The organism is Jiangella anatolica (genome assembly GCF_003236295.1).
Classification (GTDB): Bacteria; Actinomycetota; Actinomycetes; order Jiangellales; family Jiangellaceae; genus Jiangella; species Jiangella anatolica.
Genome location: NZ_POTW01000027.1, coordinates 1 through 22,523, shown reverse-complemented (window position 1 = coordinate 22,523; position 22,523 = coordinate 1). Strand labels below are relative to the sequence as shown.

Genomic DNA, 22,523 nt, shown 5'->3' with positions numbered 1-22,523 from the left:
GATCACCTCCGCCCGCCGTCGTCGCGCCTCATGCCACCGCGCCGGTAGGTCGACGGCCCGGACCACGATGGTAGGACTCGTTCGTCCACCACAGGGCCGCGACGACGCCGGCGCCGCCCACCGTCGAGTACAGCCACCACGGCACGTCCAGCCCGCCGGAGCCGATCCCGATCGCCAGCCAGACGACGATCTGCACCGCCGTCATGGCGATCCAGACACCGGTCGCGACCCGCAGCGCCATCGTGACGCCCCACGGGGGCACGCCCGCGCCGAGGCCCTCCAGCGCCAGGTAGACGTCGTTGCGGGTGGCGGCCTCGTGCACCGCCGCCGTCCGGGCCCGCAGCTCGTCGTCCGAGAGCCCGGTGCCGGGCCGCGTCAGGACGGCCACCGCCCGGGTCCTGTCCTCGGCGCTCGCCGGCACGGTGTCGGGGCGGAGCAGGTGCCGGGTCAGATCGGTGAGTTCCATGGTGTTCTCCTTCGCTCGTTCGGGTGTCTTCGACGCTACGGAGCCGCGGTCCCGGCCTCGATCCGGTTGGGTCCCCGATCCGGGTGGACTTTTCTCCACCCCACGTCGGTAGCCAGCTGTATGGCTCCTGACCTGCGGTGATCCGTAGCGTCGAGGTCAATCGACACGAACGGAGACCACGATGGACACCACTGCCGTACAGGTACGCCGGCTGGCCCGCGTCTATGGAGACCAGCGAAGCGGCGTGCGCGCCCTCGACGGCGTCGATCTCGACTTCGCCCGCGGGTCCTTCACCGCGGTCATGGGCCCGTCCGGGTCCGGCAAGTCGACGCTGCTGTCCTGCGTCGCCGGACTGGACCGGCCCACCGAGGGCGAGGTGCTGATCGACGGCGAGAACGTCACGTTCTGGGACGAGGACGCCCGCACGCAGCTGCGGCGCGAGCGGATCGGCTTCGTCTTCCAGAGCTTCCACCTGATGCCGTACCTCACGGCCGCTCAGAACGTCGCGCTGCCGCTGCGGCTGGCCGGGCGCAAGGCCGACCCGAAGCTGGTCCGGACCCTGCTGGACCGGGTCGGGCTGGCCGGGCGCGCCGCCCATCTGCCCGCGGAGCTGTCCGGCGGCCAGCAGCAGCGCGTCGCGATCGCGAGGGCGTTCGTCACCTCGCCGGCCGTGGTGCTGGCCGACGAGCCGACGGGCGCCCTGGACACGGCCAGCGCCAAGGACATCCTCCGCCTGCTGCGCACCGCCGTCGGCGAGCTGGGGCAGACGATCGTCATGGTGACGCACGACCCCGTCGCCGCCGCCTACGCCGACCGCGTCGTCTTCCTCGTCGACGGCCGGGTCGCCGGGCACCTGGCGCACCCCACGGTCGACGCCGTCGCGGGCCAGCTCGCCCACCTCGACCAGCTCGTCGCGGCCGGTCCGGCGGTGGCCCGATGAGCGCGGCGCGGACGGCGACCCGGCCCAGCAAGCGGGCCCGGCGCGCGGCCGCCGGTGTGGCGCCGGCGGGCACCCGGCCGGCCAACCGGCGGCCGGACGGTCCCGCCGGCGGACGGCTGGGGCGGGTCGGCTGGCTGGCCCGGCCGTCGCTGCGACATCGGCCGGCGGCGTTCCTGGCCGCGGCGCTGACGGTGTTCCTCAGCACGGCCGTCATCGGGCCGTTCGCCGCGCTGATCGAGACCGCGCTGTACAGCGACGGCGAGGACCGGCTGGCCCTGCTCATCATGGGCGGCGTGGTCGGCGGCTGGGGGTTGCTGATCGTCCTGTACTCGCTGGCGTCGACGATCGGCCTCACGGTCGGGCAGCGCGCCGAGGAGATCGTGCTGCTGCGCACCATCGGCGCGGCCGGCTCCCAGGTGCGGGCGCTGGTGCGCGGCGAGACCCTCGTCATGGCGACCGTCGCGGCCGGGCTCGGCGCCGTCCCGGCGTGGTTCGGCGCCCGGGCGTTGCTGGACGCGCTGCGGTCCGGCGACGTTGTCGGCGACGACGTGCGGTTCCGCGGCGGCGGCCTCGCCCTGATCGCGACCGTCGTCGCGATCGTCCTGGTGGCTCGGGTGGCGGCCTCCGTCGCCGGGGCACGGGCCAGCCGTGGGCCGGTGCGCGACGTCCGGGACCGGGAGTACCGGATGCCCCGGTGGCGGGTCGTCGTGGCCGCGGCGCTGGTGCTCTACGGACTGGGCTTCGCGGTCGTGACGGTCGCGGTCACCGGCCGGTCGGCCGAGCCGTACGACGCGATGATGACCGCGGGGAACGCCTGCGTCCTGGTGAGCATCGGGCTGGCCGTGGCCGCGCCGCTGCTGCTGCGGCGGTTCGCCGGGCGGCTGCGCGGCCGCGGCGCGGCGGCCGAGCTCGCCGTGTCGAACGCGGCCCGCCGCTCGCACCTGCTCGGTGCGACGCTCGCACCGGTGATCGTGCTGACCGGCACGTCGATCGGCACGCTGTGGCTGGTCGACATCGACGTCCGCTCGATGGGCGCGGCCGCCGACGAGGTGACCAACCTGCTCAACGTCGTGGTGGTCGTGATGATCTCGCTGTTCGCCGGCATCATGGTCGTCAACGCCTGGGCGGCGGCGGTGGCGCACCGGCGCCCGGAGCTGCGCCGGCTCTGGCTGATCGGCGCGCGGCCGCGCACCGTGCGCGCGTCGGTCGTCGTCGAGAGCCTGGTGACGGGGTTCCTGGGCGCCGGCCTGGGCCTCGCGGCCGCGCTGACCTCCGTCGTGCCGTTCTCGTGGGCGCGCGGCGAGGGTCTGCTCCCCGACGGCGGGCTCTGGCTGGCGCCGGCGCTCATGGCCGTGGCGATCGCGGTCGCGGCCGGGTCCGCCGCGGCCGCCGCCGCGCGGGTGCCGTTCGGCGGTCAGTGACCGCGGAACGCCTCCTCCAGCCACCACGAGCCCTGCGGCGCGGCGACCTTGGCGTCGACGAGCAGCGGCCGGCCGCGGGCGCCGTCCAGCCAGGAGCGGACGGCGCCGAGGTCGGCCGGCGACCGCACGGTGACCGCGTCGAACCCGTAGCCGGCGCCGACCGCCGCGATGTCGGTGTCCGGGAACGTCACCGTCTCCAGCGGCGCGTCGGCGCCGAAGTGGTGCACCTCCGCGCCGTACGCGTCGTCGTTGTAGACCACGACGACCATGGGGAGGCCGAGGCGGCGGACGGTGTCGAGCTCGGCCGCGGCCATCAGCGCGCCGCCGTCGCCGAGGGCGGCGACCGGGAGCCGGTCCGGGCGGGCCAGCGCCGCGCCGATCGCCGTCGCGAGGCCGAGCCCGATGGACTGGTACGCCTGCGTGAAGCAGAACCCGAACTCGTCCGGCACGGAGAGGAACATGCTCGGGTAGCCCATGAAGTTGCCCGAGTCGACCGCGACGACGCGCTCGGCCGGCAGCAGGTCGTCCAGTCCGATCGTCAGCGTCCGCGGGTCGATCCGGCCGTCGCCGCCCCAGTCGTCGTACGCGACGTCGCGCCAGCGCAGCTCGGCGGACAGCCGGGCCCGCACCTCGTCGCTGCGGTACCCGGGCCGGGGCGCGCCGCCCAGGGCCGTCGTCAGCGCGGACGCCACCACCGCGGCGTCCCCGGCGACGCCGACGTCGACCGGGCGGTGCCGGCCGATCGCGTCGGCCTCGACGTCCACCTGGGCCACCCGGGCACCGGGCCCGATCAGCCGGCCGTGCCGCATCGTCCACATGTTCAACGCGCAGCCGAACCCGACGATGACGTCGGCGGACGAGATCAGCGACGCGGCCACCGGCGAGGCGAACCCACCGGACACGTCCAGCGACCACGGGCTGCCGTTGAACAGCCCCCGTGCGACGGCGGACGTGGCGAGCAGGGCGCCGCACGCCTCGGCCAGGGCGAGCAGCTCGGCGCGGGCGTGCCGCGCACCCCGTCCGGCGATCAGCACCGGCCGCTGGGCGTCCGCGAGCACCGAGGCGAGCTCGGCGACCGACGGTGGCGGCAGGGGAGCCGGCGGCGCCGCGGGCCGCACCCGGGCCCCGTCGTCGACCGGCAGACCCTGCACGTCGAGCGGGAGGTTGACGACGACGGTGCGGCGCTCGTGCCGGGCCAGCGCGTACGCCCGCGCGACGTCGTCCAGCGCCGTCTCCGCGGACGCGACCCGCACCGACGACGCGCCCACCGCCGCGGCCAGCGCCGGCTGGTCGACGTAGAAGTTGGAGCCGGGGACCGTCGCCTCGGCGGCCAGCACCAGCAGCGGCGTCCGGCTCTTGGCCGCCTCCGCGATCCCGGTCAGCGCGTTGGTGAGCCCGCAGCCCTGGTGGACGGTGACGGCGGCGACCTCGCCGCTCATCCGCGCGTACGCGTCGGCCATCGTCGCCGCGCCGCCCTCGTGCCGCGCCGCCACGAACCGCGCACCGCCGTCGACCAGCGCGTTCGTGACGTGGAAGTTGCCGCTGCCGACCACACCGAAGGCCTGCCGGACCCCCAGCTCCGCCAGGGCCGCGCCGACCGCCTCGCCGGCCAGCATCAGCGCTCGACCAGCGCCAGCACTCGCGCCGGGCTTCCGGACCCGCCGACGATCGGCAGCGGCGCCGCGACCACCACCGCGCCCGTCGGCGGCAGTGACGCCAGGTTCTGCAGCTGCGTCAGCTCGTACTTGCCGGCGCCGAGCAGGAACGAGTGGCAGGGGAACGCCGGGTCGAACGAGTGCGCCGCGCCGGCGTCGGTGCCGACCGTCTCGACGCCGATGCCGAGGATCGGCGCCTCGTCGGCGAGCCAGCGGGCGCAGTCGACGCTGACGCCCGGCGTGTGCGGGCCGGTCTCGTTCGCGTTGAGGAACGCCTCCTGATCGTCCGAGCGCGCGTCCCAGCCGGTGCGCAGCAGGAGCCAGCCGCCGTCCGGCAGCGGCCCGTGCTCGGACTCCCACTCCTTGACGTGCTCGACCTCCAGCAGGAAGTCCGGGTCGGCCGCGGCCTGCTCGGTGACGTCGACGACGGCGGCCGGCGCGACCAGCCGGGTGAGCGGCACCTGCGCGACGTCGCCGCCGTCTTGCCCGCTGACCCAGTGCACGGGCGCGTCGAAGTGGGTGCCGGTGTGCTCGCCGGTGGTGATGTTGTTCCAGTACCAGGACCACAGTTGCGACCAGCGCGTTGAGACGAATCTACACTCCCTCTGGTGTCTTTGTAAACCAAGGCGGTACCCTGAGCGTCGTAGGTGTGTTCAAACGAGGCAAGCACGCCCACGACCTGGAGGAAGCTATGGGACGGCCCAGGAACCCTGGACCCGACGATACCGAGCTGCGCCGTTGGCGCGAGTCAGGCAAGACATACGGAGAGATGGCAATCATGGCCACCGAGCTGTACGGCTGGCCCTGGACGAAGGCTGCCATCGCGACCCGCATGAGGCGGGCGCGTCTCTCGAACGAAGGGTCTCTCCCCAGGCACGACTACACCGTCCCGTGGACGGTGCACAACGAGCACTCTCACGACGAGACAGTGATCCAGCTTCGCGCCCTGGGGCGGCGACTGAGAGGGCTACCGCTCACGCCGAGAACCGAGAAGCGCCTGGACGCCTGGCTCCAGCGGCTAGATCTGCGCAACCAGGTCGTTCACTACAGCCCGGTCGACGGCTGGAAGTACGTCGACCGGGACACGGTGCCCGAGCACTACCTGCACCCGGACCCGAGGGTGCCCATCCTCCCGCCGGAGGCCAAGCACCTGGAGCTGGCCAAGCGCCGAGCGGAGGCCGTGAAGGCTGACACCGTGAAGTCCTCCCGCCGGCTGGCGGCCCTTCAGGATGTCGAGGAGTCTCAGCGCGCTGGCTGAGCATGGTCACGGATTGTAAAGATTCCCTCACTGTGGGTGACTTTGCCTAGCGACGGGGTAGTTTGCCATAGGTGAATGACCAAGATCGCCTGGTCGAACTGAGCAAGCGCCTGACGGCGCTTGAGTCCGAGGCTGATGACATCCGGACGGAGATCGAGGAGATCGAGGAGCGGCGTTTCCCCAAGCCGAAGCGCCCGATCTTCACGCTGATCAAGGGCGGCGGCCTGGTGGCCGGCGCAGCCTGGGCCTTCGACAAGGTCCGCAAGCATCCGGGGATCAGTGGCGCCGCCATGATGGGCGGCGCACTCTCCGGAGCGCTGATCCTGGGTCAGATCTACGGCGACGATGGCGAGGTCGTCAGCGACCCACCAAGAGCGCCCGGGGTCTTGGCTCCGTGGACGTTGCCCCCCGAGGTCCCGCCCAAGACTCCGGGTCTAGAGCCACGCCCCAGCGCCACGGGGGACGCTGGGGCGCCCCCTGGACCTTCAGCGCCAGGGGCTGGTGTCCAGGTCCAGGACCCTCCGGAAGAGCCGAACTCGCCGCCCTCAGGCGGCGCCACGGTAGGCCCAGAGCCTACGCCTGAGCCACCGGAGCCAGAGCCAACGCCGTCTGAGACTCCGTCTCAGCCTCCAGAGCCAAGCCCCAGTCCCACGGTGGGGCCTCCTACGGAGAGCCCAACGCCAAGTCCTCCGCCCGTGACTCCGGCGGAGCCGGAGTACCTGCTCTGCGTAGAGGCCGACCTCAGTGCCATAGAGCTAGGACTCTGTCTCTTAGAGCTAGAGCCTTGACATAGATCTAAGAGCAAAGAGCTGAGAGAGTACGAAGTACTCTCTCTCTAAGAGTTCTTAGCCAATGCCCTTGCCAATGATCATAGCTCTAAGAGTAAAGAGCTAAGAGTACTGACCCCCAGCCCCACCCGCCACCATGATTGTAGACTATGGCGTCAAGTCCCTGCAACCCACATCTTCCTGTCGCCGCCGAGGGCCGCCAGGCCCTCCTGAGAGACCCACGAGTTGATCTTGGTCAGGATCCTCCTTGACGTTTGTCTACTGTGGCCGCTAGGCTGGCCTCAGCTCAATCGTTCAGGGTTTGTGACTCTGGCTCCCTTGCAATCTAGGGCTCCCGCGCCGATCCTGTGACGAACGGCAAGACCCCAGTGCAGGGGAGGGTGGAGTGCAGGGTGGGAAGGATCCGGATGAAGAGTTCTGGGACAGGTACTTCGAGGGGAGGCCAACCCTGACGTGGGAGGAGGTCCTGGCGCTGGACGACCAGGAGCCTAGAGCGGCCGGCGAGGCCGCCTAAACCGGAGGGGCCGACGAGAGTCGGCCTTCTCTTTGGAGGTGAATGTATACTATGGCCACAAAGCGTAAGTTGCTACTGAATCGCGGTGGCTCGTTTCACCGGACCGTTACCGGCACGCAGGCTGTATGGGACGAGACGGTGAAGGACCCCACTGATGCCGAGGTAGCAGACCTGCTGGCCCGTGTGCTGGAGGCGGCCGGGCACCACCTGCCGACTATTCCTGCTGACTACAGCTCCGGTTACTACCTGGAGCAGCTTCTGCTGGATCTGGCCGCTTACCGCGATGCTCTGGCCCGTGACGCCGAGAAGGCTGAGCGGGAGCAGGCAGAGAAGCTTCAGATCGAGGCGCTCTCCCTGGCCCTTAGCGTCAATGGCGGCACTCCCGTCTGGCGGGAGATCGCCAAGCGCGCCTACGAGCTGGGAGCGCGGGCATGAGCGACAACCGACTGGGCTTCGAGGCCCTGGAACTGGGCGACAACGTCACCGACTCCTTCGACCGCAAGGGCGTCGTGGCTCAGGTGGGCCGGGAGCTTGTCGTCCTGCGCGAGGACTACACCTGGAAGTACGCCGACGACTACATCGCTGGGGCCAAGGAGCACGACAACCCCTACCGGGTTGAGCGCCGGGACTGGGACCTGGACAACGGTTTTCACTTCTGGTCCCAGGCCTCGGGTGACGAGGTTGATCTCAACCTCAGCTTCGAGAACTGCACCATTGAGGGCGTGAAGCCTGGCGACAGGATCGTCTTCGCGGCCAACGGCCACTCGGAAGAGATCGTTGTTCCGGAGCACGAGGGCACAGACCTGGAGCCTCGGGTATGACCACTACGACACTGGCGCCGGTCGAGAACGAAGACCTCGAAGCCTGGCTGAACCACGAGATCGAGAAGCCGTGCGACGCCGGCACCCTTCGCAGCAGGTGTTCTAACCAGGCCGAGTATCTGGCTCACATTCGCCGACCTTGTGGTTGCGCTGCGCCGACTTCCGTCTTCTGGTGCTCATACCACAAAGACCGCTATGAGAGCTATGGACTGGCCTGCCGGGATTGTCACTCAGTGACCCACGCCGTGGGGGTCCAGGCGACCTTCGTCGAGCGCATCCGGTGACCACTTGGGTTGCGCCCAGCTCTTCGGGCTTTAGGCCTCATGGGGGCGCCAAATGGCCTGCAAAGCAGGCTAAAGCCCAGAAAGACGGACTTGGGGATGGCGAGGAAACTCGGCAAATTCTGATCAACGCTTGGGTCGCGCTCGACGAGGGGAGAGCGCGAAGCCAGCAGACGCTCATCGGACCATCGCAGTTGATGGGTTGCCCGAGGAAGGTGTTCTTCGAGCTTGTCGGCCAGGAAACCGTCAACCACAACACGGACAAGCTCGGCGCCCTGATCGGCACCGCGATGCATGACCATATCGAGCGAGCCCTGAACCTTGCGATAGCCGAAGGCAAGGCTGAGGGTATTCCGGAACTCACCGTTCCGGGTATTCCCGAGATCGGCCTTGGCGATGGCCACATCGACTGGTGGAGACCGGGCGTCGTCACCGATTGGAAGAGCACGAAGCTGGCGTCTCTTCGCTGGTTTCCGGGCGCCAAGCGCTGGTATCAGCCCGACGTATACGCATACCTCTGCAATCGAGCTGGCTATGAAGTCGAGAGGCTGGAACTCGTCGCCATTCCACGCGATGGCAAGTTCCGGGACATCAAGGTGTTCACCAAGAAGTACGACGAAGCAAATGCCCTTGAGGCCATCGGCTGGCTCAAGAGCGTGAAAGAGAACGTGGCGAACGGCGAGATCCCAGAGAAGGAGCCGAGCGCACTCTGTTCTTATTGTCCATTTTTCGGTGAGGAGCTTTGTAGTGGAGGGGGATCTTAGAGCGTGCCGCGACAAGCGACACGAGGGTTCCGAGCGCCCGCCCCGCTCGGAGTTCTACATCGACAGAAGTCGGCCCAGCGGACTGACCTATCGGTGTAAGCCCTGCTGGAACCGGTCTGTCAAGGATTACCAACAGAGGAACCGCGCCAAGCGCCTGGTGTACCTCAAGAGGTATCGCGACCTTGAACACAACAAGAAAAAGGCGAGCGAGTGGGCTCGCCAATACAACAGACGGAAGCGCCTAGAGCGCCTGGCGGACAATCCCGCCATGAACCGGGCAAGTTATGTCTATCGACTTTATGATCGCGACGGCGCCCTGCTCTACGTGGGCAGGACCTACCAGGATTCATGGAGTCAGCGGAAGGCCACGCACAGAGCGACGAAGCGCTGGTGGCCCGATGTGGATGAAGAGCGAACGAGACTGGAGCCGTTCGAGACTCGGCTTGCCTCCGAAGAGGCGGAGTTGAAGGCGATTGCGGAGGAGGACCCCTTGCATAACAAGGCGGGTAAGAAGGATGCCTGACCTCAGCGTGTTCTTCCAGGAGTACGTAGGCGATTGGCCTCTCACGCGAGAGGAAGCGATGGAGCAGTTCGACACTGACGAATGGATTCGCGAGGAGGAGCGAGATGTACAAGGTGACCGTTGAGATTAACCCGGTCGAGTTCGAGCACGTGGAGGAGATCGTTGATCAGATCCTGAACAGGGTCAGTCTGGCTCCGTCGTTGATCCACGTGGATGAGGTTATCGATGACTGACAGCAACGCCACGCTGAAATTCGGTGGTGGCTTCGAGTACCCGTGGCTCACGCCGCACGGGGATACTCCGGAGGAGATCCAGGCTTGGATCCGGAAGGCCGACGAGATCGGCCTGATCGAGGACATCATCGAGTTCTCGCTGAAGATCCGCTACATGATGAACGCCGCTGAGCGTATCGGCTACAAGGGGCCTCAGGCGGAGGAGCCGGCCCCTGAAAGCACGTCTCGAATGAATACCACGGCTACAAAGAAGGGCGCTAAGGGCGGCCTCGCCGCCCAGGCCAAGGCCGCTAAGACCGAGACCGAGGACCCGCCCCTGGACCAGCTCATCAAGACCGCTCCCTCTGAGCAGTTCATGTACGAGCTGCACGAGCAGCGCAAGGACGAGTGGACCGACGAGCTGACCGAGCTTGTGAAGGCTCGCATTGCTGAACTGAAGGCGGCGTGATGAGCATCTACACGCCGACGACCGCGACAGTTCGCGCGAGCTATGGCGACTACGTCGCTCAGCTCGGCTCGATTTCCTACAAGGAAGCCCAGGCTGGTTTCGATCGCTGGCTTGAGAGCGTGCTCGACGACCCAGGTCGCGCTCGTGCGCGCTTGAGTGAACTGAAGGCGGCGTGATGGCCATGCGCGAGAAGACAGCGCGCGCTGCTGCCGAGCGTATCGCAGAGAAGGGCCTGGCGTTCCCGTGGGCGGAGTCGGTCATCCGTGAGATCAAGGCCATGGCCTACGACGAGGGCTACCGCGACGCACATCCCGGCAACAACTGGCCCGAAGAGGGCGAGAACCCTTACCGCATCGAGAAGGAGAACTGAGCAATGGCTGACTGGAGCAAGCCCGAGAACACTGGCGGCAACGCGGAGTTCTTCAAGCCCAAGGAGAACGTCGGGGCACTGGTCGGGTTCAAGGTCCGCCGCTTCGAGGCGGACTACAAGAACCGCTTCGAGGAGGTCCGCGACACCCTGTTCGCTGACGTCACCGTGTTCACTGGCCCGAACGCCGGCAAGGCGTACGAGAACGCTGAGATCACCAGCACGGTGGTCATCAAGGCGATGCGCGAGCAGATCGGTGAGAGCGTGCTCGGTCGCCTGGCCAAGGTCAAGAACTACTACGTCCTGAACGACCCCACGGACGAGGACTTCGAGATCGCGGCTGGCGGTAGCCAGCCCGCCAAGGCCAAGGCCCCCTGGGAGTCGTGATGGATGACGACTGGCTGGAGCGCTGGGGCTGGACCCTTGACCTCGCGTTCGGCGCCGTGCTGGTCGCCCTTGCCATTGGCCTGGGTCTCTGGTTGCGGTGAGCCGGCGCGGCCTGCTGGCGGTGACGGACTTCATCGTTGAGCGACGCCAAGATCTGGAGAAGCTCAAGGCGGAGATCGTAAAGCTGGAGTCCGGACCGCTGGACGCTAAAGAGGCTAAGGCCCTGGCCAGAAAGCGAAAGAAGGTTGCGGAGTGGGACGCCTTTCTGGCGTCCCCTCCCTGGCCTCGGTTCCCTGAACTGCCAGACGACATTCGAGAGAGGCTGATCGGTGAGCGAGAAGAACTCCGGTTCTACATTTCCAGCCACCCTCTCAACCACGTTCAGCTTCCGAAGTCTGAGACGACGGCTCATGTTCGTGAGGGTCGAGCGGGAGGATGGCTTTCTGTCTCAGGGGTGGTTTCTGACGCAGACGTCGCAACGTCCCGCCGTGGCTCTCTTTGGGCTCGGTTCACGCTGGAGGACCTTGAGGGCACTTGTCCCGCAATTGCCTTCGGAGACGTGGCGAGAGACGTCGTGGACGGTGCCGTGGTCACGGTTCGAGGCGTGGTGGAAACACGAGACGAGAGTCCAGTCCTGAAGGTCACGAACATGAAGACGCTGGAGAGGTGGTAGAGGGTGCGCAGTCTGACGAGAGCCATCAAGGGCGCCGATTCCGGCGGCGCGCCCATGCCCACTGTGCTGCCCTCTCTGGCCCGCGCTGGTGCGCACATCAGGCGTGGCGAGGTCACGATGATTGCCGGCGAACCTGGAGCCGGCAAGAGCATGATCGCGCTCTGGCTCTCCATCAACTGGGCCGGGGCTGGGCACCTGGGGATCTACTTCTCGGCCGACAGCAGCGAGCTGGTGGCCGCGTCCAGGACCGGGGCAATGGTGTCCGGCACTCCAGTCAAGGAGATGGAAGCCCGCCTACAGGCGGGCGACCCCGAGGCGCTGGCGGTCATCAAGTCCACGGACGGCATCTCTTGGTGCTTTGACCCGGAGATCACGCTGGACGGGATCGACCTGGAGCTGAGCGCTCACGAGGAGGCATGGGGCCGGCTCCCGGACTTCCTCATCATCGACAACGCCACGGACGTCGAGCAGATGGATGCGGATGAATTCGGCGCGCTGCGCCGGGTGATGAAGACCCTGACCTATGTGGCCCGCACCACCAGTGCGGCAGTGGTCGTTCTGCACCACACGAGTGAGGCCGAGAAGAGCAACCCTTGCCCTCCGCGTAAAGCGATCATGGGCAAGATCGCAGCCAAGCCGGCCGTCATTCTGACCACTGCCGAAGGGTTCCGCGCTGGCGAGAAGCCAGTTGCAATCGTCAAGAACAGGTTCGGCCCGTCCGACAAGACCGGCCAGACATTCATCCCTCTGCGCTATGACACGCAGTCCATGCGCTTCGAGGACTTGGGGATCTGATGAGCTACAACCAGCACGACATTCTGCGTGACAGTGACATCAATCTTGAGGGCGTCGACCAGCACGAGATCGACCTCCTCCTCTCGCGACTCCACTCCTACACCAGCAAGCGGAACGCTCTCCTCATATGGGACGTGGCCGATGACTGGGCCCGTGAGCACGACGCGATTGAGGGTCCTGACTATGTTAAGGGCGTGTTCCGTGGGCTGGCCATTGCAGCCAAGGAGATCGAGGGGCTGCGCTCATGAGGCGTATCGAGATCGGCTACCTGTGCCGCAAGGGTCACTACTGCTTCTACGCAGACCCTGAAGAGGATGGCGCCTGTGGCGCCCCCGGGGTGGGGCGCATCTGGCTTGAGATAGAGCCCGAGTGGGATGACGACGCAGAGGCCGAAGAGCGCACTGACCAGATCATCTGGGAAGCGGACGACAGCTTGGCTGAGAAGTTCGAAGCCTGGAGGGCGTCATGACCGAGCGAGAGTGCCCGCTGGGATTGACCTACTACGAACTCCGATCGCGTCTGGGTGACCACCTGGACGAGTTCACGAAATGGATGACTGGCCAGACCGTGGCCCTCTGCGAAGAGCACGGTCCCGTGGCTTACGAGCAGGACTATGAGCGCTTCGTTCGTGGACTTCCGGTGGTGGACTGATGGAACTAGTTTCGGAGGACTACATCGTCGGACACTGTCACTGCGGGGAGGTCGTCTATATCCATGACGAGCCGCCCGGATTCACTCGTGACCTATGCAGGGAGTGCGACGCGGTTCGTTGTGACGCACCTGTCGAAGGCGTGGATTATCCGTGCTATCGGATGAGCGCGTTCGCCGAATGCTACGAGCACCCTGACCTTACTGAGCTGATGAACGAAGGACTGAACCGACGTGGCGAATAGTCGAGTGAGCAGGGGTCGCAAAACCCAGGCGGATGTAGCCCAGTGGTTCAGGGACCACGGCTGGGTCCACGCGGAGAGCATTGCCGCCTCCCTCCCTGGCAAAGACATCAACGGGATGCCCGGCTGGGCGCCAGAGGTCAAGGCCACGAGGGATGGCTCCCTCACGGGAGCCCTCAAGCAAGCAGAGCGAAACACCGGGGAGAACGAGACCCCCTTCGTCGTGTGGCGCCCGGACGGCTATGGGGAGGAGCGTGTCGGTGAGTGGATCGTTGCTCTTCGACTCGCTGACTTCACTGACTTAATGACGCAGATTGAGTTCGATCAGGGTCCGGAGATGTCACCCGAGGATGCTCTCAACCTGGACACGCGGGTGCTGATTCTGGAGGCGGCCGTCAAGAGCCTCGTGGCGGGGCGTGCGTCATGAGGCTGCCTAGCGTCTGGGGCTTCTGCTGTCAGTACTGGATCATGCCCATGCCCGGCTGGGGCGGCCCGTGGCAACGTTGCGGCAAGTGCAAGCAAGTACCTGAGTACGCAGGAGAGATCCCCGAGGAGGAGTGGCCCGATGACGAAGCCTATCGAACAGTTGGTGGACGAACACCTACAGAAGGTCGTTGAGAACTGCAAGATCGTGGTTTTCGTTTCGGTCGACGGAAGCCCGGTCCACGGTCGTCCGCTGGACGACCTGCTCCAGAACCTCTTTGATCGAGTCCGGGAGCTGGAACTGCAAGCTGAGCGGCGGCGGTACTGGTGGCAGAAGTAGACAAGGGCGCCCTGCTGGTCGCCTTTCTCGCCACCAAGGGCGTTGAGGTCGATCCCGAAAAGTACGGGAACCAGAAGGTCTCCTGCATCGGGCACCAGGACCGCAGCCCCTCGGCCTCCGTAGACGCCCAGAAGGGCGTCTATCACTGCTTCTCGTGCAACCTGAGCGGCGACGTGTACACATTGATCATGCATGATAGGGGGGTTGATTTCAATGGCGCTAACGAGATCGCGCAGGCTGAACTACGAGCAGACGCCGGGGATCCGAGTCCCGTGGGAGCAGGTCGAAGAGGCCGTTTTATCCCATCTTGGCGGATGGGAGCTTCCCAGGGTTCGGGGAGGTTCCTCCCACCGAACCGTCGTTGACAACTTCCTGCTCCAAGTTCGGGTTGTGGACGACTGTTGGGAGTGGATTGGGAGCCGGGATAAGAACGGCTACGGGAGGTTCTTCTTTGAGGGCCTCCAGCGTCGCGCCACCCATGCGAGTCTCATCATGTTCAAGGGCGAGAGGGTGGCGGACGGGCTCTGCGCTCGCCACGCGTGCGACAACCCGCCGTGCGTGAACCCAGCACACCTCCTGGTTGGCACCAGGAAGCAGAACACTGCTGATGCGGTGGGGCGTCGGCGCCACGCTCACGGGGAGAAGCACGGTCGAGCGAAGATCACCGAGGACGACGTTCGCGAGATGAGGCGTCGCTACGCCACGGCGAGCGCCAGTGAGTTGGCGCTGGAGTTTGGGATCAGCAAGACCCAGGTCTATTACATCGCGCTGGGGAGGTCATGGCGGCATGTCGATGCAGCGTGAAGCACTTCAGCGGGCGGCGCTTCGGTATCACGCTCAAGTTGACAACGTCCTGCCGTACCTGGAGACGCGAGGACTCAACGACCGATCTACGATCGACGACTATCTCCTTGGCGTCGTCGTTGACCCGATCCCTGGGCACGAGTCCTACGTGGGCCGGCTCGTCGTACCTTATTTGACGCCGAGTGCGGTGGTGAACATGAGGTTCCGTTGTCTCCGTGACCACGACTGCAAGGAATCCAACTGTGCCAAGTACCTGGGTCCCAGCCAGAAGGTGAACCTGTACAACGTGGCCGCCTTGAGGGCGGCCGACTCCACGCTCTATGTCACGGAGGGCGAACTGGACGCCATCAGCGCCACGGTGGTGGGGTTCCCGGCAGTAGGAGTCCCCGGTGTCCAGGCGTGGAACATGAAGCACCCTCGGGACGAGGACGAGGCCAAAAGGAGCAAGCGCCACTGGCTCCGACTGTTCGAGGATTACGAGTCTGTTGTGGTCCTGGCCGACGGCGATGACCCTGGCAAGAACTTCGCAGAGAAGGTCCTGAACGACGTGGAGAACGCTCGTGCAGTGTACATGCCTAAGAACTCTGATGTGAACAGCGTTCTCATGGAGCGTGGTGTTGACGAGTTCAGGTCTCTTCTTCAGGTCTGATTTGTATACTATGGCCACAATGAGCTACGCTTAGTCCAGGCGCCATATGTGAAGGCGCGAACCTAGCGAATGTGAATCGGGGTGGGGAAGATCAGAGTTCTAATGTGGGATCTGGAGACGTCGCCTCACGCGACGTACACCTGGGGCCTTTTCCAGCAAAACGTCGGCCTCAACCAGATCGAGAAGCCGGGCGAAGTCATTTGCTTTGCCGCCCAGTGGGCGGACTCCAAGAAGGTGGAGTTCCATTCCGTCCATCATGACGGCAAGGAGGCCATGCTCCAGGCCGCATGGGACCTGATCAATGAGGCGGATGCTCTGGTTTCGTGGAATGGCAAAGCCTTCGACAGCAAGACCATGAACAAGGAGTTCCTGTTGGCGGGCATGAGCCCGCCCGCTCCGATCAAGGAGATTGACCTCATGTTGGCCGCGCGGAAGCAGTTCCGTTTGGCGTCGAACAAGCTGGAGTTCGTAAGTCGGGCGCTTGGTCTTCCGGGCAAGGTGCAGCACGAGGGCTTTCAGCTCTGGCTGGACTGCATGGCTGGGGATGAGAAGGCCTGGGCTCGCATGAAGCGGTACTGCATTCAGGACGTCAAGCTCCTGAAGCCCATCTACGAGAAGCTTCTGCCGTGGTTGCCGGCGCACCCGAACGTGAACCTCTATGACGGCACCGAGGGGTGCCCGAAGTGTGGCTCCGACCATGTGCAGAAGCGTGGCCTGAAGGCCACCAACGTGTCTCTGTTCCAGCAGTACCAGTGCCAAGAGTGCAAGAGCTGGTTCCAGGGTGGCAAGCGCATCGCTGGCGTCGAACTGCGGAGCGCCTGATGAATCTCAAGCTGATGATCACCCTGATCGTCTTCATCGTTGTCGTGGACATCGTGTCCTGGACCCTGCTTATTCGGTCGGTGTTCTAGATGGACTTCACCAAGAACGAGCTGCGTACGGCTCGGGCCGCTGCCGCCAGTCTCTCCCGCACCTACGGCATTCACCCGGACGACATCCAGCAGGAGATGCTGACGTGGATGTTGACCCACGAGCCCAAGGTCTTGGAGTTCAGGGCCGGCAAGCCTGGCCTCTACACCACACTGGTGCGCCTGGGCGTGAAGTACTGCCGCAAGGAGTGGCGCGCAGCAGGCGCGCCTCACGGGGACGAGAAGGTCCAGTACCGCTGGAGTCGCAAGGCTCTCATGGCTGCTCTGCCCCAGGCGGTGGTCAACTACCACCCGAACCCGGCTGAGGAGTCCCTAGCTTCCATTGCTGATGTCAGGGCTGCCCTCGGCAGCCTGCCCGAGAACCAGCATGAGGCCATTCTCCAGGCAGCAGACCGAGGCTTCGACTTCGACGTCCTGGGCGCTATCTGGATGAGTGAGGACTACTCATCGATTGGCACTGACGCAGCTCGGTCGAGGGTCAACTACTACCTGGACAAGATGCGTCGGTTCCTCAACGGCCAAACACCCTTCGAGGGTGAGGTCACCACTGACGAGGACGCCAAGGCGTTCTACGGACAGCAGCTCAAGGGCCTGGAGGAGTACACGGGCCGACGCCCCAGCGCCAAGGAGATCGAGACAGCCATCCACAACGACTGGCACGGCGAAGAGCGATACGACTACCACAACGCGCGATGGGATGTGGCCTGAATGGGCAAGAAGACTGCAACCCCTGCCGCTGAAGCGCTGGTGTGCTCGTTCCTCGGGGAGATCGAGGAAGACTCTGTCGACAAGGCCGTCAAGAAGATCACCAAGTGGTCGCTGAAGAACCCTGACGCAGAGCTGCTGATGTACTTGAACTCTCCCGGCGGAGAACTGTGGGCCGGCTGGAGGCTCTTCGACACCTTGCGGGCCGTCTCGAAGGACGGCCACCACGTGACCATCACTGTCCGTGGCAGGGCAGCCAGCATGGCTGGTGTCGTGCTCCAGGCCGCCGATCACAGGGTGATCGGTGCTCAGTCCTACCTGCACATGCATGAGACGGCCAATGGTGCGTACGGGAAGACACATAGGCACCGGGAGAACGTCGAGTTCCTGGAGCGCGCACAGATGGACATCGCCAGGGTGTACGCCGAGCGTTCCACGCTGAAGGCCAAGGAGATCTACCAGATGTTCGACCGCAAGGAAGTGTGGCTGAGCGCCAAGGAAGCCCTCGGCTATGGGTTCGTTGATGCCGTGGAGGGGAAGAAGTGAGCTGCCACCCGAGTTGCCAGCATGAGCCGATCCCGGAGCCGGCCATGTCCGTCGAGGATCTGGCCGAAGCGTTGGGGCACACGTTGCCTCCGAAGAAGCCCACCCTCCTCCAGGAGACGGATGATTCGGAGTTCGGCAAGGCCGCTTCGGATGTGTTCTCCGAGGCTGAGGAGCTACTCCTCCGCAAGAACCACGACTACGGCTCCAAGAACATCAGCCTCAGTCCCGGTGGCCCGCTCAATGGGCTGCGCGTGCGCATGTGGGACAAGATGGCTCGGATCAACAACCTGGTCGACAAGGACGTAGAGCCCAGCAATGAGTCGCTCCGCGACTCGTTCATCGATCTCCTCAACTACAGCGCCATCGCTCTGATGGTGCTCGATGGGAAGTGGCCGGAGTGAGCAACGAATACCTATCGTGGGCCAAGCTCAACTACCCCGGTGACCTCAGGGGCAAGATCGAGGGCCAGGTTGTTGGCCCCAATCGCATGGGTGAGCTGTTCGTCATCCGCGCCACCGAGTACAACGCTGAGACCGACGTGACCACGGCGCACCTGGCGTACGCCACAACTGAGGATGTGGAGAAGTGACTGTCAGCGAGTTGATCGAGGCGCTGCTCAACGTGGAGGACCGGAGCGCCGTGGTCCTTATCGAGGGCTGCGACTGCATCGGAACGGTCCTTGATGTGAACGAGGGCTACGGGCCTGGAGAAGTTCTGATTCAGCGAGAAGCCGCGACCCAGCCGAACTTTGACCGACTGAGGGCGGACTGATGACCCTCACCCCACAAGACCTCATCAGAGCCGCCTCACGCGTCGTACGTGAGTATCTGGAGCGCCTCTCGGTACACGAGGTGCACCAACTACTGGAGTACGAATACGGGGCACTGAGCGACGCTCAGGCGTATGAGGTGCTGGAGCTTGCCAGCAATGCCGAGGTTAGGATCTGAGCATGAGCAAGGTCGTTGTCTACCACGCCTTCTACGGCTGCGACACTGGCTGCTGCGGTCACGTGATCCAGATGGACGGCAAGGAGAAGAGCTTTTCCTTCGACCACTGCTGTGAGGAAGACAAGCTCAAGTGGGCCCAGGACCTGATTCGCGAAGAGCTGGGCGAGGAGCACGTAGCGGACCTCGACTGGGAGAACTCGTTCGTCACAGACGACTAAGCCCAGAACGCACAAAAGGCCCCAGCTCTCCCGCAAGGGAGGCTGGGGCTTCTCTTTGTGCCTACTTGTATGGGTTGTTCGTCAGTGGCGTGTCACGCCACCCTCCGCTACGTCCCTCCACCCACGCCTGAGACAGTCCAGCTCGGATGGTGGAGCGGACGTGGTCCGCCTCCTTCGGCGTGAGCCAGAAGGGCGGCATGCCCGGTAGGTCTCGGTCCGGGGCTGTGAGGTGGTACGCCTGTCTCCCGTGCAGCCAGTCAGGGCTGATCAGGAAGAGCGGCCACTCCGGGTTCTGTGTGTCCTGCTGGTTGGTGTCCTTGATGCGTCGCATCAGCGCCCCCCGCGCATAGATTGCCACAGAGGCTAGCTCGGGCTGTCGGTGTGATCAAGGGGCCGGTACGGGTTGCTACTTGGAGTGTTCCGGGAGTCATCCGCATGCTCACCGTCCCAGTGGCCCTCGGAGTAGCCCTCGTCCCACACCTGAGCGAAGCCGGCGCGCAGCGCCGCTCGCACACGCCCCGCATCCCGAGGGCGAAGCCTCAGGGTGAAGGCCGGCACTCGCTTCCCGTCCACCGCCTTGATGATGTACACGGCCTCGCCGGTTGCCTGGCTCTCGGGGCTGACCTCGATCAGTGGCCAATCCTCCGACAGTGGTTCCGTCATGCTGCCTCACGGTCCTTCCCGAGTACCCTGCGCAGCTCAGCGAACTCCTTGACATCGGAGTCGATGGTTGCGTCCAGGTGATAGTAGAGGTGGATGCGCTCGGCCAACTCGTCGTAGCGAGCCTCCTCCGCCTCCAGGGCTAGGACAATGGGGTCCTCGATCATGCTGCCTCCTTGAATCTCACGGTCATAGCTGAATTGCCAGGCGGGCACCAGTGGCTGGTGCCGCACAAGCAGAGGGCGTCGTTATGGTCCTCAATGAGCTGGAACATCCAGCGCCTAACGGCGACACTCTGACCGCCCCACGGGTGATAGACCGGATCGATACCAGGAACCCCGGGGTCATAGATCTCACCGTGGACCGGGTCTCCCGGCTCCCACTCCTCAGTGTCCATTGCTGATCTCCCGATCGTAGGCCACCAGGAACATGCGCAACTGCGCATCAACGTGGCCACGATGCGTGGCGCACAGATCGTCGTCCGGTCTGGCCATCAGGTTGCAGGCACGGAAGGTGCCCGCCTGGTCGAACCACATGCAGTACTTGATGCCGGTCACTTGCCACCACGTCCGAAAATGTAGTCGAGGTATTCCTTCCCGGTGAGCTTTCGGCGGTTGCTGTTCAGAACCCGAGTCAGCTCATCGATCACAGCGGGTTCTTTCGGAAGCTCGATGGCTGCCGACTCGTAGCCACCGTTGTGAACCTCCATTCGAAGGTCTCCGCTGTCATCCGAGTATTCGTAGATCTCCATCGAGTTACCACTGATGTCTTCATAACTAAACACGCTCACACCTGATCTCCTGTCTTGATAATGGCTAGCACGGCCTGCCCAGGTTCAAGGCCGGCCTTGGTACCCCAGCGCTCTGCCTGTAGGGGCGTGGTGAACCCACGCACGACCAACCAGAGGCCGTCCTGGGAGAAGAGCAGCCCGTGCTCTTCGCGTTCGTCCCTCATTTGGTACGCAAGACTGAGGACCTGGTCCACAAGGGAGTCCAGGTCCTCACTCCAGTCTTGGTCCAGCAGCGCCGCCATGCGGCGGCGCTCATCCGCTAACTGCTTCAAAGCAACCCTTTCTGGCGAAGCCGGAACCTCCGCAACACCACGGCTTGGTACGAACGCCCAAGGGCGAACGCCATATCGATAACACTCAAGTCCGGCCGCAACAAGACAAGATCCTCCGCTTCGGTCCAAGGCATCGCTTGGTGCGTTGCTCGTACCTTGGTGGCCTCCTGCCTTCGGGCCATCTTGGCGCGGCCTTGCCTGCGCAGATACCCAGGCTGATCAGCCCAGCGCGCCTTCCAGTTAAACGAGAGCGCATCCGGCCGCCTAAGCCTCCGCCCCTTCTCACGCGACCTTTTCAGCTCTCGCTCGCCGTCCGGATCTCGGGCGCGTCGCTTTCGCATGTACTCCCTAACTTTGGCGGCGTTAGCTGCCGTGCACTCGTCGCAGCGACATCCGTGGTAGCAGTACCCCGTCGCCGTGCCGTGCCTCACTTGAGAGCTTCGAAGTGCGCGTGTACGGCCCTGGCCGCCTCTTTCTCTAGCGTGGAGTCATGCTTGGCGGCCAGGGCCTCGTAACGCTCGAACAGCGCCTTGGGGATATTCCGGATGATGATCGGGTGCGTTTCTGGTTCCGGGTTGATCGTGCGGCCCCAGGTCTTCGCGAACTCGGGCGGGGTACCCGCCGCCTTGCTCGTGGCGAGCTGACGAGCACCACTTAAGGAGACGCCCGCCACAACCCCGGCAACCTCGTCCGGCGTATGACCAGAGTCATAGAGGGCGTACACCACGTACGCCCGAGCTGCGTCAGTGGCCAGACGCACTCCAGCCATGCGGTCGTTCCACGCCTCAGCGAACGACGCGTAGCCAAGCGGCTCCCACGCCTTGCTGTCGATGATCTTCTTGATCAGCGCCTCCGCGTTGACGAAGTGCTCACGGAGTTCTTTCCAGGTCTCCTCAGCTTGCTTCTTATTCACTGTGCTTCCCCTTCTACTGGCAGAGATTCGGCCGGGAAGAGCCCGGCTGCGAGTAGCGCGTAGATCACCTCACGTGGACGTACGTCGAACCTGTCCAGCTCATCAGCAATCTGAAGCGCTCGGGCGAGTGTCGGGCTGCTCATTGTGCTTCCCCTTCCGCGAACCAATGTCCGCCGGCAATGCCGGAGTAGCCCTCTTCCTTGGCCCACACCTCGCACTCGCTGAGGATCGGGCAGTTCAGGCACCAACGATCCCTGATCTCGTCCATCTGCGTTGAGATCTTGGCCTCACGCGCTGGTCCAGCCTTGTTGTACTGAATGGACTGCTTCAGGCGAGTCTCGTGCTCGAAGAAGTCAACATTCAGGAAGCACGGCGGTGGGGTGTTGATGTCGTACTTGACGTGAGGACCCGCCAGCGGAGGCGGGTCCTCTTTGCGCAGTGCGATGGCAGCACAGGATTGCCCACAGTACTTCTGTGCCGTGAAGTCCACGATGGAGCGCCTACCGCGAGAATACGAAGCTCCGCACAGCGTGCAGACCTTCTCATCCTCCGGGCGTGGACCCTTGGCGAATCGGCACTTCTTGGAACAGAACCTTCGCGCCGCCCAATCGGCGGCGTTCATCTTGTTGCGGAAGATCGTCGCCTTGCACTCTTCACAGACCTTGGTCTGCGGCTTGGTGCGGTGACTCTGATGGCACTCGGGCGAGCAGAACTTGCGCTTCTTGAACTTGTAAGCGCCCTCATAGTCCTTCTGCACCAGTGGACGCCGGCACTCCTCATACTGGCAGATCTTCAGAGTGGGGTTGAGTACCTTCACGCAGCACCGCCTTCGAGCTTCGCGGCGAACCACTCGCGGAAGTACTCGTACGCCTCGTCCGGCCACTGGTCATCCCAGTCGCCCAGCAGGTCTTCCACATCCGCCTCCGTCACGACGACGGCGCGCTGAACGTCTGTGACCTCGTCATCCGCGAGGTCGTTGTAGCCGAGTTCGATAGCGGCCCAGCCGCTCAAGAACCGGTAGACCAGTTCGTTCGAGTACACCGCGTCTGCCACCCGCACGGTGGCGATGGCGACGCTGCCGGGGACGGGATGGGGAGTGGGGT

General features: G+C 64.8%; 39 protein-coding genes and 2 pseudogenes. 30 read left to right on the top strand and 11 right to left on the bottom strand.

Annotated features, from left to right (window positions below; genetic code table 11):
• Nucleotides 1-28: 28 nt before the first annotated feature.
• Nucleotides 29-466, bottom strand: a complete 438-nt coding sequence (locus tag C1I92_RS13305) for a hypothetical protein (RefSeq protein ID WP_111255147.1) — start codon at nt 464-466, stop codon at nt 29-31.
• Nucleotides 467-647: 181 nt separating this feature from the next.
• Between C1I92_RS13305 and C1I92_RS13300 the strand changes: the two genes are divergently transcribed.
• Both C1I92_RS13300 and C1I92_RS13295 read left to right on the top strand, forming a co-directional pair.
• Nucleotides 648-1,406, top strand: coding sequence for an ABC transporter ATP-binding protein (locus C1I92_RS13300; protein ID WP_111255146.1), 759 nt, complete (start codon nt 648-650; stop codon nt 1,404-1,406).
• On the top strand, nt 1,403-2,827 hold the full coding sequence (locus tag C1I92_RS13295) for an FtsX-like permease family protein (protein ID WP_111255145.1): 1,425 nt from the start codon (nt 1,403-1,405) through the stop codon (nt 2,825-2,827). The genes C1I92_RS13300 and C1I92_RS13295 overlap by 4 nt, the downstream gene beginning before the upstream one ends.
• Here C1I92_RS13295 and C1I92_RS13290 read toward each other — a convergent pair.
• Together C1I92_RS13290 and C1I92_RS13285 are read right to left on the bottom strand one after the other, a co-directional pair.
• Nucleotides 2,821-4,443, bottom strand: a complete 1,623-nt coding sequence (locus C1I92_RS13290) for a thiamine pyrophosphate-binding protein (RefSeq protein ID WP_111255144.1) — start codon at nt 4,441-4,443, stop codon at nt 2,821-2,823. The two genes, C1I92_RS13295 and C1I92_RS13290, sit on opposite strands and share 7 nt — an antisense overlap.
• A pseudogene (locus C1I92_RS13285) lies at nt 4,443-5,045 on the bottom strand (cyclase family protein); the annotation flags it as partial. The gene C1I92_RS13290 and the pseudogene C1I92_RS13285, both read right to left, overlap by 1 nt.
• Before the next feature lie 215 nt (nt 5,046-5,260).
• Here C1I92_RS13285 and C1I92_RS13280 point away from each other — a divergent pair.
• The 28 genes and pseudogenes from C1I92_RS13280 to C1I92_RS13150 all read left to right on the top strand — a co-directional run bounded on the left by C1I92_RS13280 (nt 5,261) and on the right by C1I92_RS13150 (nt 18,785).
• Nucleotides 5,261-5,740 (top strand): hypothetical protein, encoded by a 480-nt coding sequence (locus C1I92_RS13280; protein WP_146605131.1) that lies wholly within the window; start codon nt 5,261-5,263, stop codon nt 5,738-5,740.
• 1,353 nt (nt 5,741-7,093) lie between these two features.
• On the top strand, nt 7,094-7,477 hold the full coding sequence (locus C1I92_RS13270; protein ID WP_146605130.1) for a hypothetical protein: 384 nt from the start codon (nt 7,094-7,096) through the stop codon (nt 7,475-7,477).
• Entirely contained in the window at nt 7,474-7,863 is a 390-nt protein-coding gene (locus C1I92_RS13265) for a hypothetical protein (RefSeq protein ID WP_111255139.1), read from the top strand. The genes C1I92_RS13270 and C1I92_RS13265 overlap by 4 nt, the downstream gene beginning before the upstream one ends.
• On the top strand, nt 7,860-8,147 hold the full coding sequence (locus tag C1I92_RS33370) for a hypothetical protein (RefSeq protein WP_146605129.1): 288 nt from the start codon (nt 7,860-7,862) through the stop codon (nt 8,145-8,147). The genes C1I92_RS13265 and C1I92_RS33370 overlap by 4 nt, the downstream gene beginning before the upstream one ends.
• Nucleotides 8,144-8,908 (top strand): PD-(D/E)XK nuclease family protein, encoded by a 765-nt coding sequence (locus tag C1I92_RS13260; protein WP_146605128.1) that lies wholly within the window; start codon nt 8,144-8,146, stop codon nt 8,906-8,908. The genes C1I92_RS33370 and C1I92_RS13260 overlap by 4 nt, the downstream gene beginning before the upstream one ends.
• A gap of 157 nt (nt 8,909-9,065) precedes the next feature.
• Nucleotides 9,066-9,431, top strand: coding sequence for a hypothetical protein (locus C1I92_RS13255; RefSeq protein WP_111255137.1), 366 nt, complete (start codon nt 9,066-9,068; stop codon nt 9,429-9,431).
• A gap of 104 nt (nt 9,432-9,535) precedes the next feature.
• Nucleotides 9,536-9,664, top strand: coding sequence for a hypothetical protein (locus C1I92_RS35290; protein WP_267896743.1), 129 nt, complete (start codon nt 9,536-9,538; stop codon nt 9,662-9,664).
• Nucleotides 9,657-10,112, top strand: a complete 456-nt coding sequence (locus C1I92_RS13250; protein WP_111255136.1) for a hypothetical protein — start codon at nt 9,657-9,659, stop codon at nt 10,110-10,112. Before C1I92_RS35290 ends, C1I92_RS13250 begins: the two co-directional genes overlap by 8 nt.
• A complete protein-coding gene (locus C1I92_RS33805; protein WP_158564118.1) occupies nt 10,112-10,288 on the top strand; it encodes a hypothetical protein in 177 nt (58 codons plus the stop codon). Before C1I92_RS13250 ends, C1I92_RS33805 begins: the two co-directional genes overlap by 1 nt.
• A complete protein-coding gene (locus C1I92_RS13240) occupies nt 10,288-10,482 on the top strand; it encodes a hypothetical protein (protein WP_111255134.1) in 195 nt (64 codons plus the stop codon). Before C1I92_RS33805 ends, C1I92_RS13240 begins: the two co-directional genes overlap by 1 nt.
• 3 nt (nt 10,483-10,485) lie before the next feature.
• Nucleotides 10,486-10,866 (top strand): hypothetical protein, encoded by a 381-nt coding sequence (locus C1I92_RS13235; protein ID WP_111255133.1) that lies wholly within the window; start codon nt 10,486-10,488, stop codon nt 10,864-10,866.
• A 121-nt stretch (nt 10,867-10,987) separates the two neighbouring features.
• Entirely contained in the window at nt 10,988-11,539 is a 552-nt protein-coding gene (locus C1I92_RS33365) for an OB-fold nucleic acid binding domain-containing protein (RefSeq protein ID WP_146605127.1), read from the top strand.
• 3 nt (nt 11,540-11,542) lie between these two features.
• Nucleotides 11,543-12,334: an AAA family ATPase gene (locus C1I92_RS13225; RefSeq protein ID WP_146605126.1), complete on the top strand. Its 792-nt coding sequence runs from the start codon at nt 11,543-11,545 to the stop codon at nt 12,332-12,334.
• The gene (locus C1I92_RS13220; protein ID WP_111255130.1) at nt 12,334-12,582 is read left to right on the top strand and encodes a hypothetical protein; all 249 of its coding nucleotides are present in this window, start codon (nt 12,334-12,336) and stop codon (nt 12,580-12,582) included. Before C1I92_RS13225 ends, C1I92_RS13220 begins: the two co-directional genes overlap by 1 nt.
• Nucleotides 12,579-12,803, top strand: coding sequence for a hypothetical protein (locus C1I92_RS13215; protein ID WP_111255129.1), 225 nt, complete (start codon nt 12,579-12,581; stop codon nt 12,801-12,803). The genes C1I92_RS13220 and C1I92_RS13215 overlap by 4 nt, the downstream gene beginning before the upstream one ends.
• On the top strand, nt 12,800-12,985 hold the full coding sequence (locus C1I92_RS13210) for a hypothetical protein (protein ID WP_111255128.1): 186 nt from the start codon (nt 12,800-12,802) through the stop codon (nt 12,983-12,985). Before C1I92_RS13215 ends, C1I92_RS13210 begins: the two co-directional genes overlap by 4 nt.
• 246 nt (nt 12,986-13,231) lie before the next feature.
• A complete protein-coding gene (locus C1I92_RS13205) occupies nt 13,232-13,651 on the top strand; it encodes a hypothetical protein (protein WP_111255127.1) in 420 nt (139 codons plus the stop codon).
• 138 nt (nt 13,652-13,789) lie between these two features.
• Nucleotides 13,790-13,987: a hypothetical protein gene (locus C1I92_RS13200; RefSeq protein WP_111255126.1), complete on the top strand. Its 198-nt coding sequence runs from the start codon at nt 13,790-13,792 to the stop codon at nt 13,985-13,987.
• Nucleotides 13,975-14,163, top strand: a pseudogene (locus C1I92_RS35600) (CHC2 zinc finger domain-containing protein); the annotation flags it as partial. The gene C1I92_RS13200 and the pseudogene C1I92_RS35600, both read left to right, overlap by 13 nt.
• A 16-nt stretch (nt 14,164-14,179) precedes the next feature.
• Complete coding sequence (locus tag C1I92_RS34890; RefSeq protein ID WP_233506963.1) at nt 14,180-14,791, top strand: helix-turn-helix domain-containing protein; 612 nt, start codon at nt 14,180-14,182, stop codon at nt 14,789-14,791.
• A complete protein-coding gene (locus tag C1I92_RS13185) occupies nt 14,775-15,440 on the top strand; it encodes a toprim domain-containing protein (RefSeq protein ID WP_111255123.1) in 666 nt (221 codons plus the stop codon). Before C1I92_RS34890 ends, C1I92_RS13185 begins: the two co-directional genes overlap by 17 nt.
• Nucleotides 15,441-15,521: 81 nt before the next feature.
• On the top strand, nt 15,522-16,262 hold the full coding sequence (locus C1I92_RS13180) for a ribonuclease H-like domain-containing protein (RefSeq protein ID WP_146605125.1): 741 nt from the start codon (nt 15,522-15,524) through the stop codon (nt 16,260-16,262).
• 89 nt (nt 16,263-16,351) lie between these two features.
• Complete coding sequence (locus tag C1I92_RS13175; protein ID WP_111255121.1) at nt 16,352-17,077, top strand: hypothetical protein; 726 nt, start codon at nt 16,352-16,354, stop codon at nt 17,075-17,077.
• Entirely contained in the window at nt 17,078-17,620 is a 543-nt protein-coding gene (locus C1I92_RS13170; RefSeq protein WP_111255120.1) for an ATP-dependent Clp protease proteolytic subunit, read from the top strand.
• Nucleotides 17,621-17,664: 44 nt separating this feature from the next.
• Nucleotides 17,665-18,021 carry a nucleotide modification associated domain-containing protein gene (locus tag C1I92_RS13165; RefSeq protein ID WP_146605124.1) on the top strand — a complete coding sequence of 119 codons (357 nt, stop codon included), beginning with the start codon at nt 17,665-17,667 and terminating at the stop codon, nt 18,019-18,021.
• On the top strand, nt 18,018-18,209 hold the full coding sequence (locus C1I92_RS13160; RefSeq protein WP_146605123.1) for a hypothetical protein: 192 nt from the start codon (nt 18,018-18,020) through the stop codon (nt 18,207-18,209). Before C1I92_RS13165 ends, C1I92_RS13160 begins: the two co-directional genes overlap by 4 nt.
• On the top strand, nt 18,206-18,391 hold the full coding sequence (locus tag C1I92_RS13155) for a hypothetical protein (protein WP_111255117.1): 186 nt from the start codon (nt 18,206-18,208) through the stop codon (nt 18,389-18,391). Before C1I92_RS13160 ends, C1I92_RS13155 begins: the two co-directional genes overlap by 4 nt.
• 178 nt (nt 18,392-18,569) lie before the next feature.
• Nucleotides 18,570-18,785: a hypothetical protein gene (locus C1I92_RS13150; protein WP_111255116.1), complete on the top strand. Its 216-nt coding sequence runs from the start codon at nt 18,570-18,572 to the stop codon at nt 18,783-18,785.
• A 363-nt stretch (nt 18,786-19,148) separates the two neighbouring features.
• On the opposite strand, the gene C1I92_RS13145 is transcribed toward C1I92_RS13150, so the two are convergent.
• The 8 genes from C1I92_RS13145 to C1I92_RS33785 all read right to left on the bottom strand — a co-directional run.
• Nucleotides 19,149-19,448 carry a hypothetical protein gene (locus C1I92_RS13145; RefSeq protein WP_111255115.1) on the bottom strand — a complete coding sequence of 100 codons (300 nt, stop codon included), beginning with the start codon at nt 19,446-19,448 and terminating at the stop codon, nt 19,149-19,151.
• The gene (locus C1I92_RS33795) at nt 19,445-19,612 is read right to left on the bottom strand and encodes a hypothetical protein (RefSeq protein ID WP_158564115.1); all 168 of its coding nucleotides are present in this window, start codon (nt 19,610-19,612) and stop codon (nt 19,445-19,447) included. Before C1I92_RS33795 ends, C1I92_RS13145 begins: the two co-directional genes overlap by 4 nt.
• A gap of 219 nt (nt 19,613-19,831) precedes the next feature.
• Entirely contained in the window at nt 19,832-20,002 is a 171-nt protein-coding gene (locus C1I92_RS33790; RefSeq protein WP_158564114.1) for a hypothetical protein, read from the bottom strand.
• The gene (locus C1I92_RS13135) at nt 19,999-20,235 is read right to left on the bottom strand and encodes a hypothetical protein (RefSeq protein WP_111255113.1); all 237 of its coding nucleotides are present in this window, start codon (nt 20,233-20,235) and stop codon (nt 19,999-20,001) included. The genes C1I92_RS33790 and C1I92_RS13135 overlap by 4 nt, the downstream gene beginning before the upstream one ends.
• Nucleotides 20,232-20,477 (bottom strand): hypothetical protein, encoded by a 246-nt coding sequence (locus C1I92_RS13130; protein ID WP_111255112.1) that lies wholly within the window; start codon nt 20,475-20,477, stop codon nt 20,232-20,234. The genes C1I92_RS13135 and C1I92_RS13130 overlap by 4 nt, the downstream gene beginning before the upstream one ends.
• Nucleotides 20,478-20,934: 457 nt before the next feature.
• The gene (locus tag C1I92_RS13125) at nt 20,935-21,420 is read right to left on the bottom strand and encodes a hypothetical protein (RefSeq protein ID WP_111255111.1); all 486 of its coding nucleotides are present in this window, start codon (nt 21,418-21,420) and stop codon (nt 20,935-20,937) included.
• 139 nt (nt 21,421-21,559) lie between these two features.
• Nucleotides 21,560-22,237: a hypothetical protein gene (locus C1I92_RS13120; RefSeq protein WP_146605122.1), complete on the bottom strand. Its 678-nt coding sequence runs from the start codon at nt 22,235-22,237 to the stop codon at nt 21,560-21,562.
• The coding region (locus tag C1I92_RS33785; protein WP_158564113.1) for a hypothetical protein at nt 22,234-22,523 on the bottom strand (290 nt) is incomplete at its 5' end. The genes C1I92_RS33785 and C1I92_RS13120, both read right to left, overlap by 4 nt.

Bases quoted from the DNA above. Each gene is read 5' to 3' on its own strand.
- C1I92_RS13305 (WP_111255147.1), bottom strand. From the start codon at position 466: ATGGAACTCACCGATCTGACCCGGCACCTGCTCCGCCCCGACACCGTG.
- C1I92_RS13300 (WP_111255146.1), top strand. From the start codon at position 648: ATGGACACCACTGCCGTACAGGTACGCCGGCTGGCCCGCGTCTATGGA.
- C1I92_RS13295 (WP_111255145.1), top strand. From the start codon at position 1,403: ATGAGCGCGGCGCGGACGGCGACCCGGCCCAGCAAGCGGGCCCGGCGC.
- C1I92_RS13290 (WP_111255144.1), bottom strand. From the start codon at position 4,443: ATGCTGGCCGGCGAGGCGGTCGGCGCGGCCCTGGCGGAGCTGGGGGTC.
- C1I92_RS13280 (WP_146605131.1), top strand. From the start codon at position 5,261: ATGGCCACCGAGCTGTACGGCTGGCCCTGGACGAAGGCTGCCATCGCG.
- C1I92_RS13270 (WP_146605130.1), top strand. From the start codon at position 7,094: ATGGCCACAAAGCGTAAGTTGCTACTGAATCGCGGTGGCTCGTTTCAC.
- C1I92_RS13265 (WP_111255139.1), top strand. From the start codon at position 7,474: ATGAGCGACAACCGACTGGGCTTCGAGGCCCTGGAACTGGGCGACAAC.
- C1I92_RS33370 (WP_146605129.1), top strand. From the start codon at position 7,860: ATGACCACTACGACACTGGCGCCGGTCGAGAACGAAGACCTCGAAGCC.
- C1I92_RS35290 (WP_267896743.1), top strand. From the start codon at position 9,536: ATGTACAAGGTGACCGTTGAGATTAACCCGGTCGAGTTCGAGCACGTG.
- C1I92_RS13250 (WP_111255136.1), top strand. From the start codon at position 9,657: ATGACTGACAGCAACGCCACGCTGAAATTCGGTGGTGGCTTCGAGTAC.
- C1I92_RS33805 (WP_158564118.1), top strand. From the start codon at position 10,112: ATGAGCATCTACACGCCGACGACCGCGACAGTTCGCGCGAGCTATGGC.
- C1I92_RS13240 (WP_111255134.1), top strand. From the start codon at position 10,288: ATGGCCATGCGCGAGAAGACAGCGCGCGCTGCTGCCGAGCGTATCGCA.
- C1I92_RS13235 (WP_111255133.1), top strand. From the start codon at position 10,486: ATGGCTGACTGGAGCAAGCCCGAGAACACTGGCGGCAACGCGGAGTTC.
- C1I92_RS13220 (WP_111255130.1), top strand. From the start codon at position 12,334: ATGAGCTACAACCAGCACGACATTCTGCGTGACAGTGACATCAATCTT.
- C1I92_RS13215 (WP_111255129.1), top strand. From the start codon at position 12,579: ATGAGGCGTATCGAGATCGGCTACCTGTGCCGCAAGGGTCACTACTGC.
- C1I92_RS13210 (WP_111255128.1), top strand. From the start codon at position 12,800: ATGACCGAGCGAGAGTGCCCGCTGGGATTGACCTACTACGAACTCCGA.
- C1I92_RS13200 (WP_111255126.1), top strand. From the start codon at position 13,790: ATGACGAAGCCTATCGAACAGTTGGTGGACGAACACCTACAGAAGGTC.
- C1I92_RS34890 (WP_233506963.1), top strand. From the start codon at position 14,180: ATGATAGGGGGGTTGATTTCAATGGCGCTAACGAGATCGCGCAGGCTG.
- C1I92_RS13185 (WP_111255123.1), top strand. From the start codon at position 14,775: ATGTCGATGCAGCGTGAAGCACTTCAGCGGGCGGCGCTTCGGTATCAC.
- C1I92_RS13175 (WP_111255121.1), top strand. From the start codon at position 16,352: ATGGACTTCACCAAGAACGAGCTGCGTACGGCTCGGGCCGCTGCCGCC.
- C1I92_RS13170 (WP_111255120.1), top strand. From the start codon at position 17,078: ATGGGCAAGAAGACTGCAACCCCTGCCGCTGAAGCGCTGGTGTGCTCG.
- C1I92_RS13165 (WP_146605124.1), top strand. From the start codon at position 17,665: ATGTCCGTCGAGGATCTGGCCGAAGCGTTGGGGCACACGTTGCCTCCG.
- C1I92_RS13150 (WP_111255116.1), top strand. From the start codon at position 18,570: ATGAGCAAGGTCGTTGTCTACCACGCCTTCTACGGCTGCGACACTGGC.
- C1I92_RS13145 (WP_111255115.1), bottom strand. From the start codon at position 19,448: ATGACGGAACCACTGTCGGAGGATTGGCCACTGATCGAGGTCAGCCCC.
- C1I92_RS33795 (WP_158564115.1), bottom strand. From the start codon at position 19,612: ATGATCGAGGACCCCATTGTCCTAGCCCTGGAGGCGGAGGAGGCTCGC.
- C1I92_RS13130 (WP_111255112.1), bottom strand. From the start codon at position 20,477: ATGGCGGCGCTGCTGGACCAAGACTGGAGTGAGGACCTGGACTCCCTT.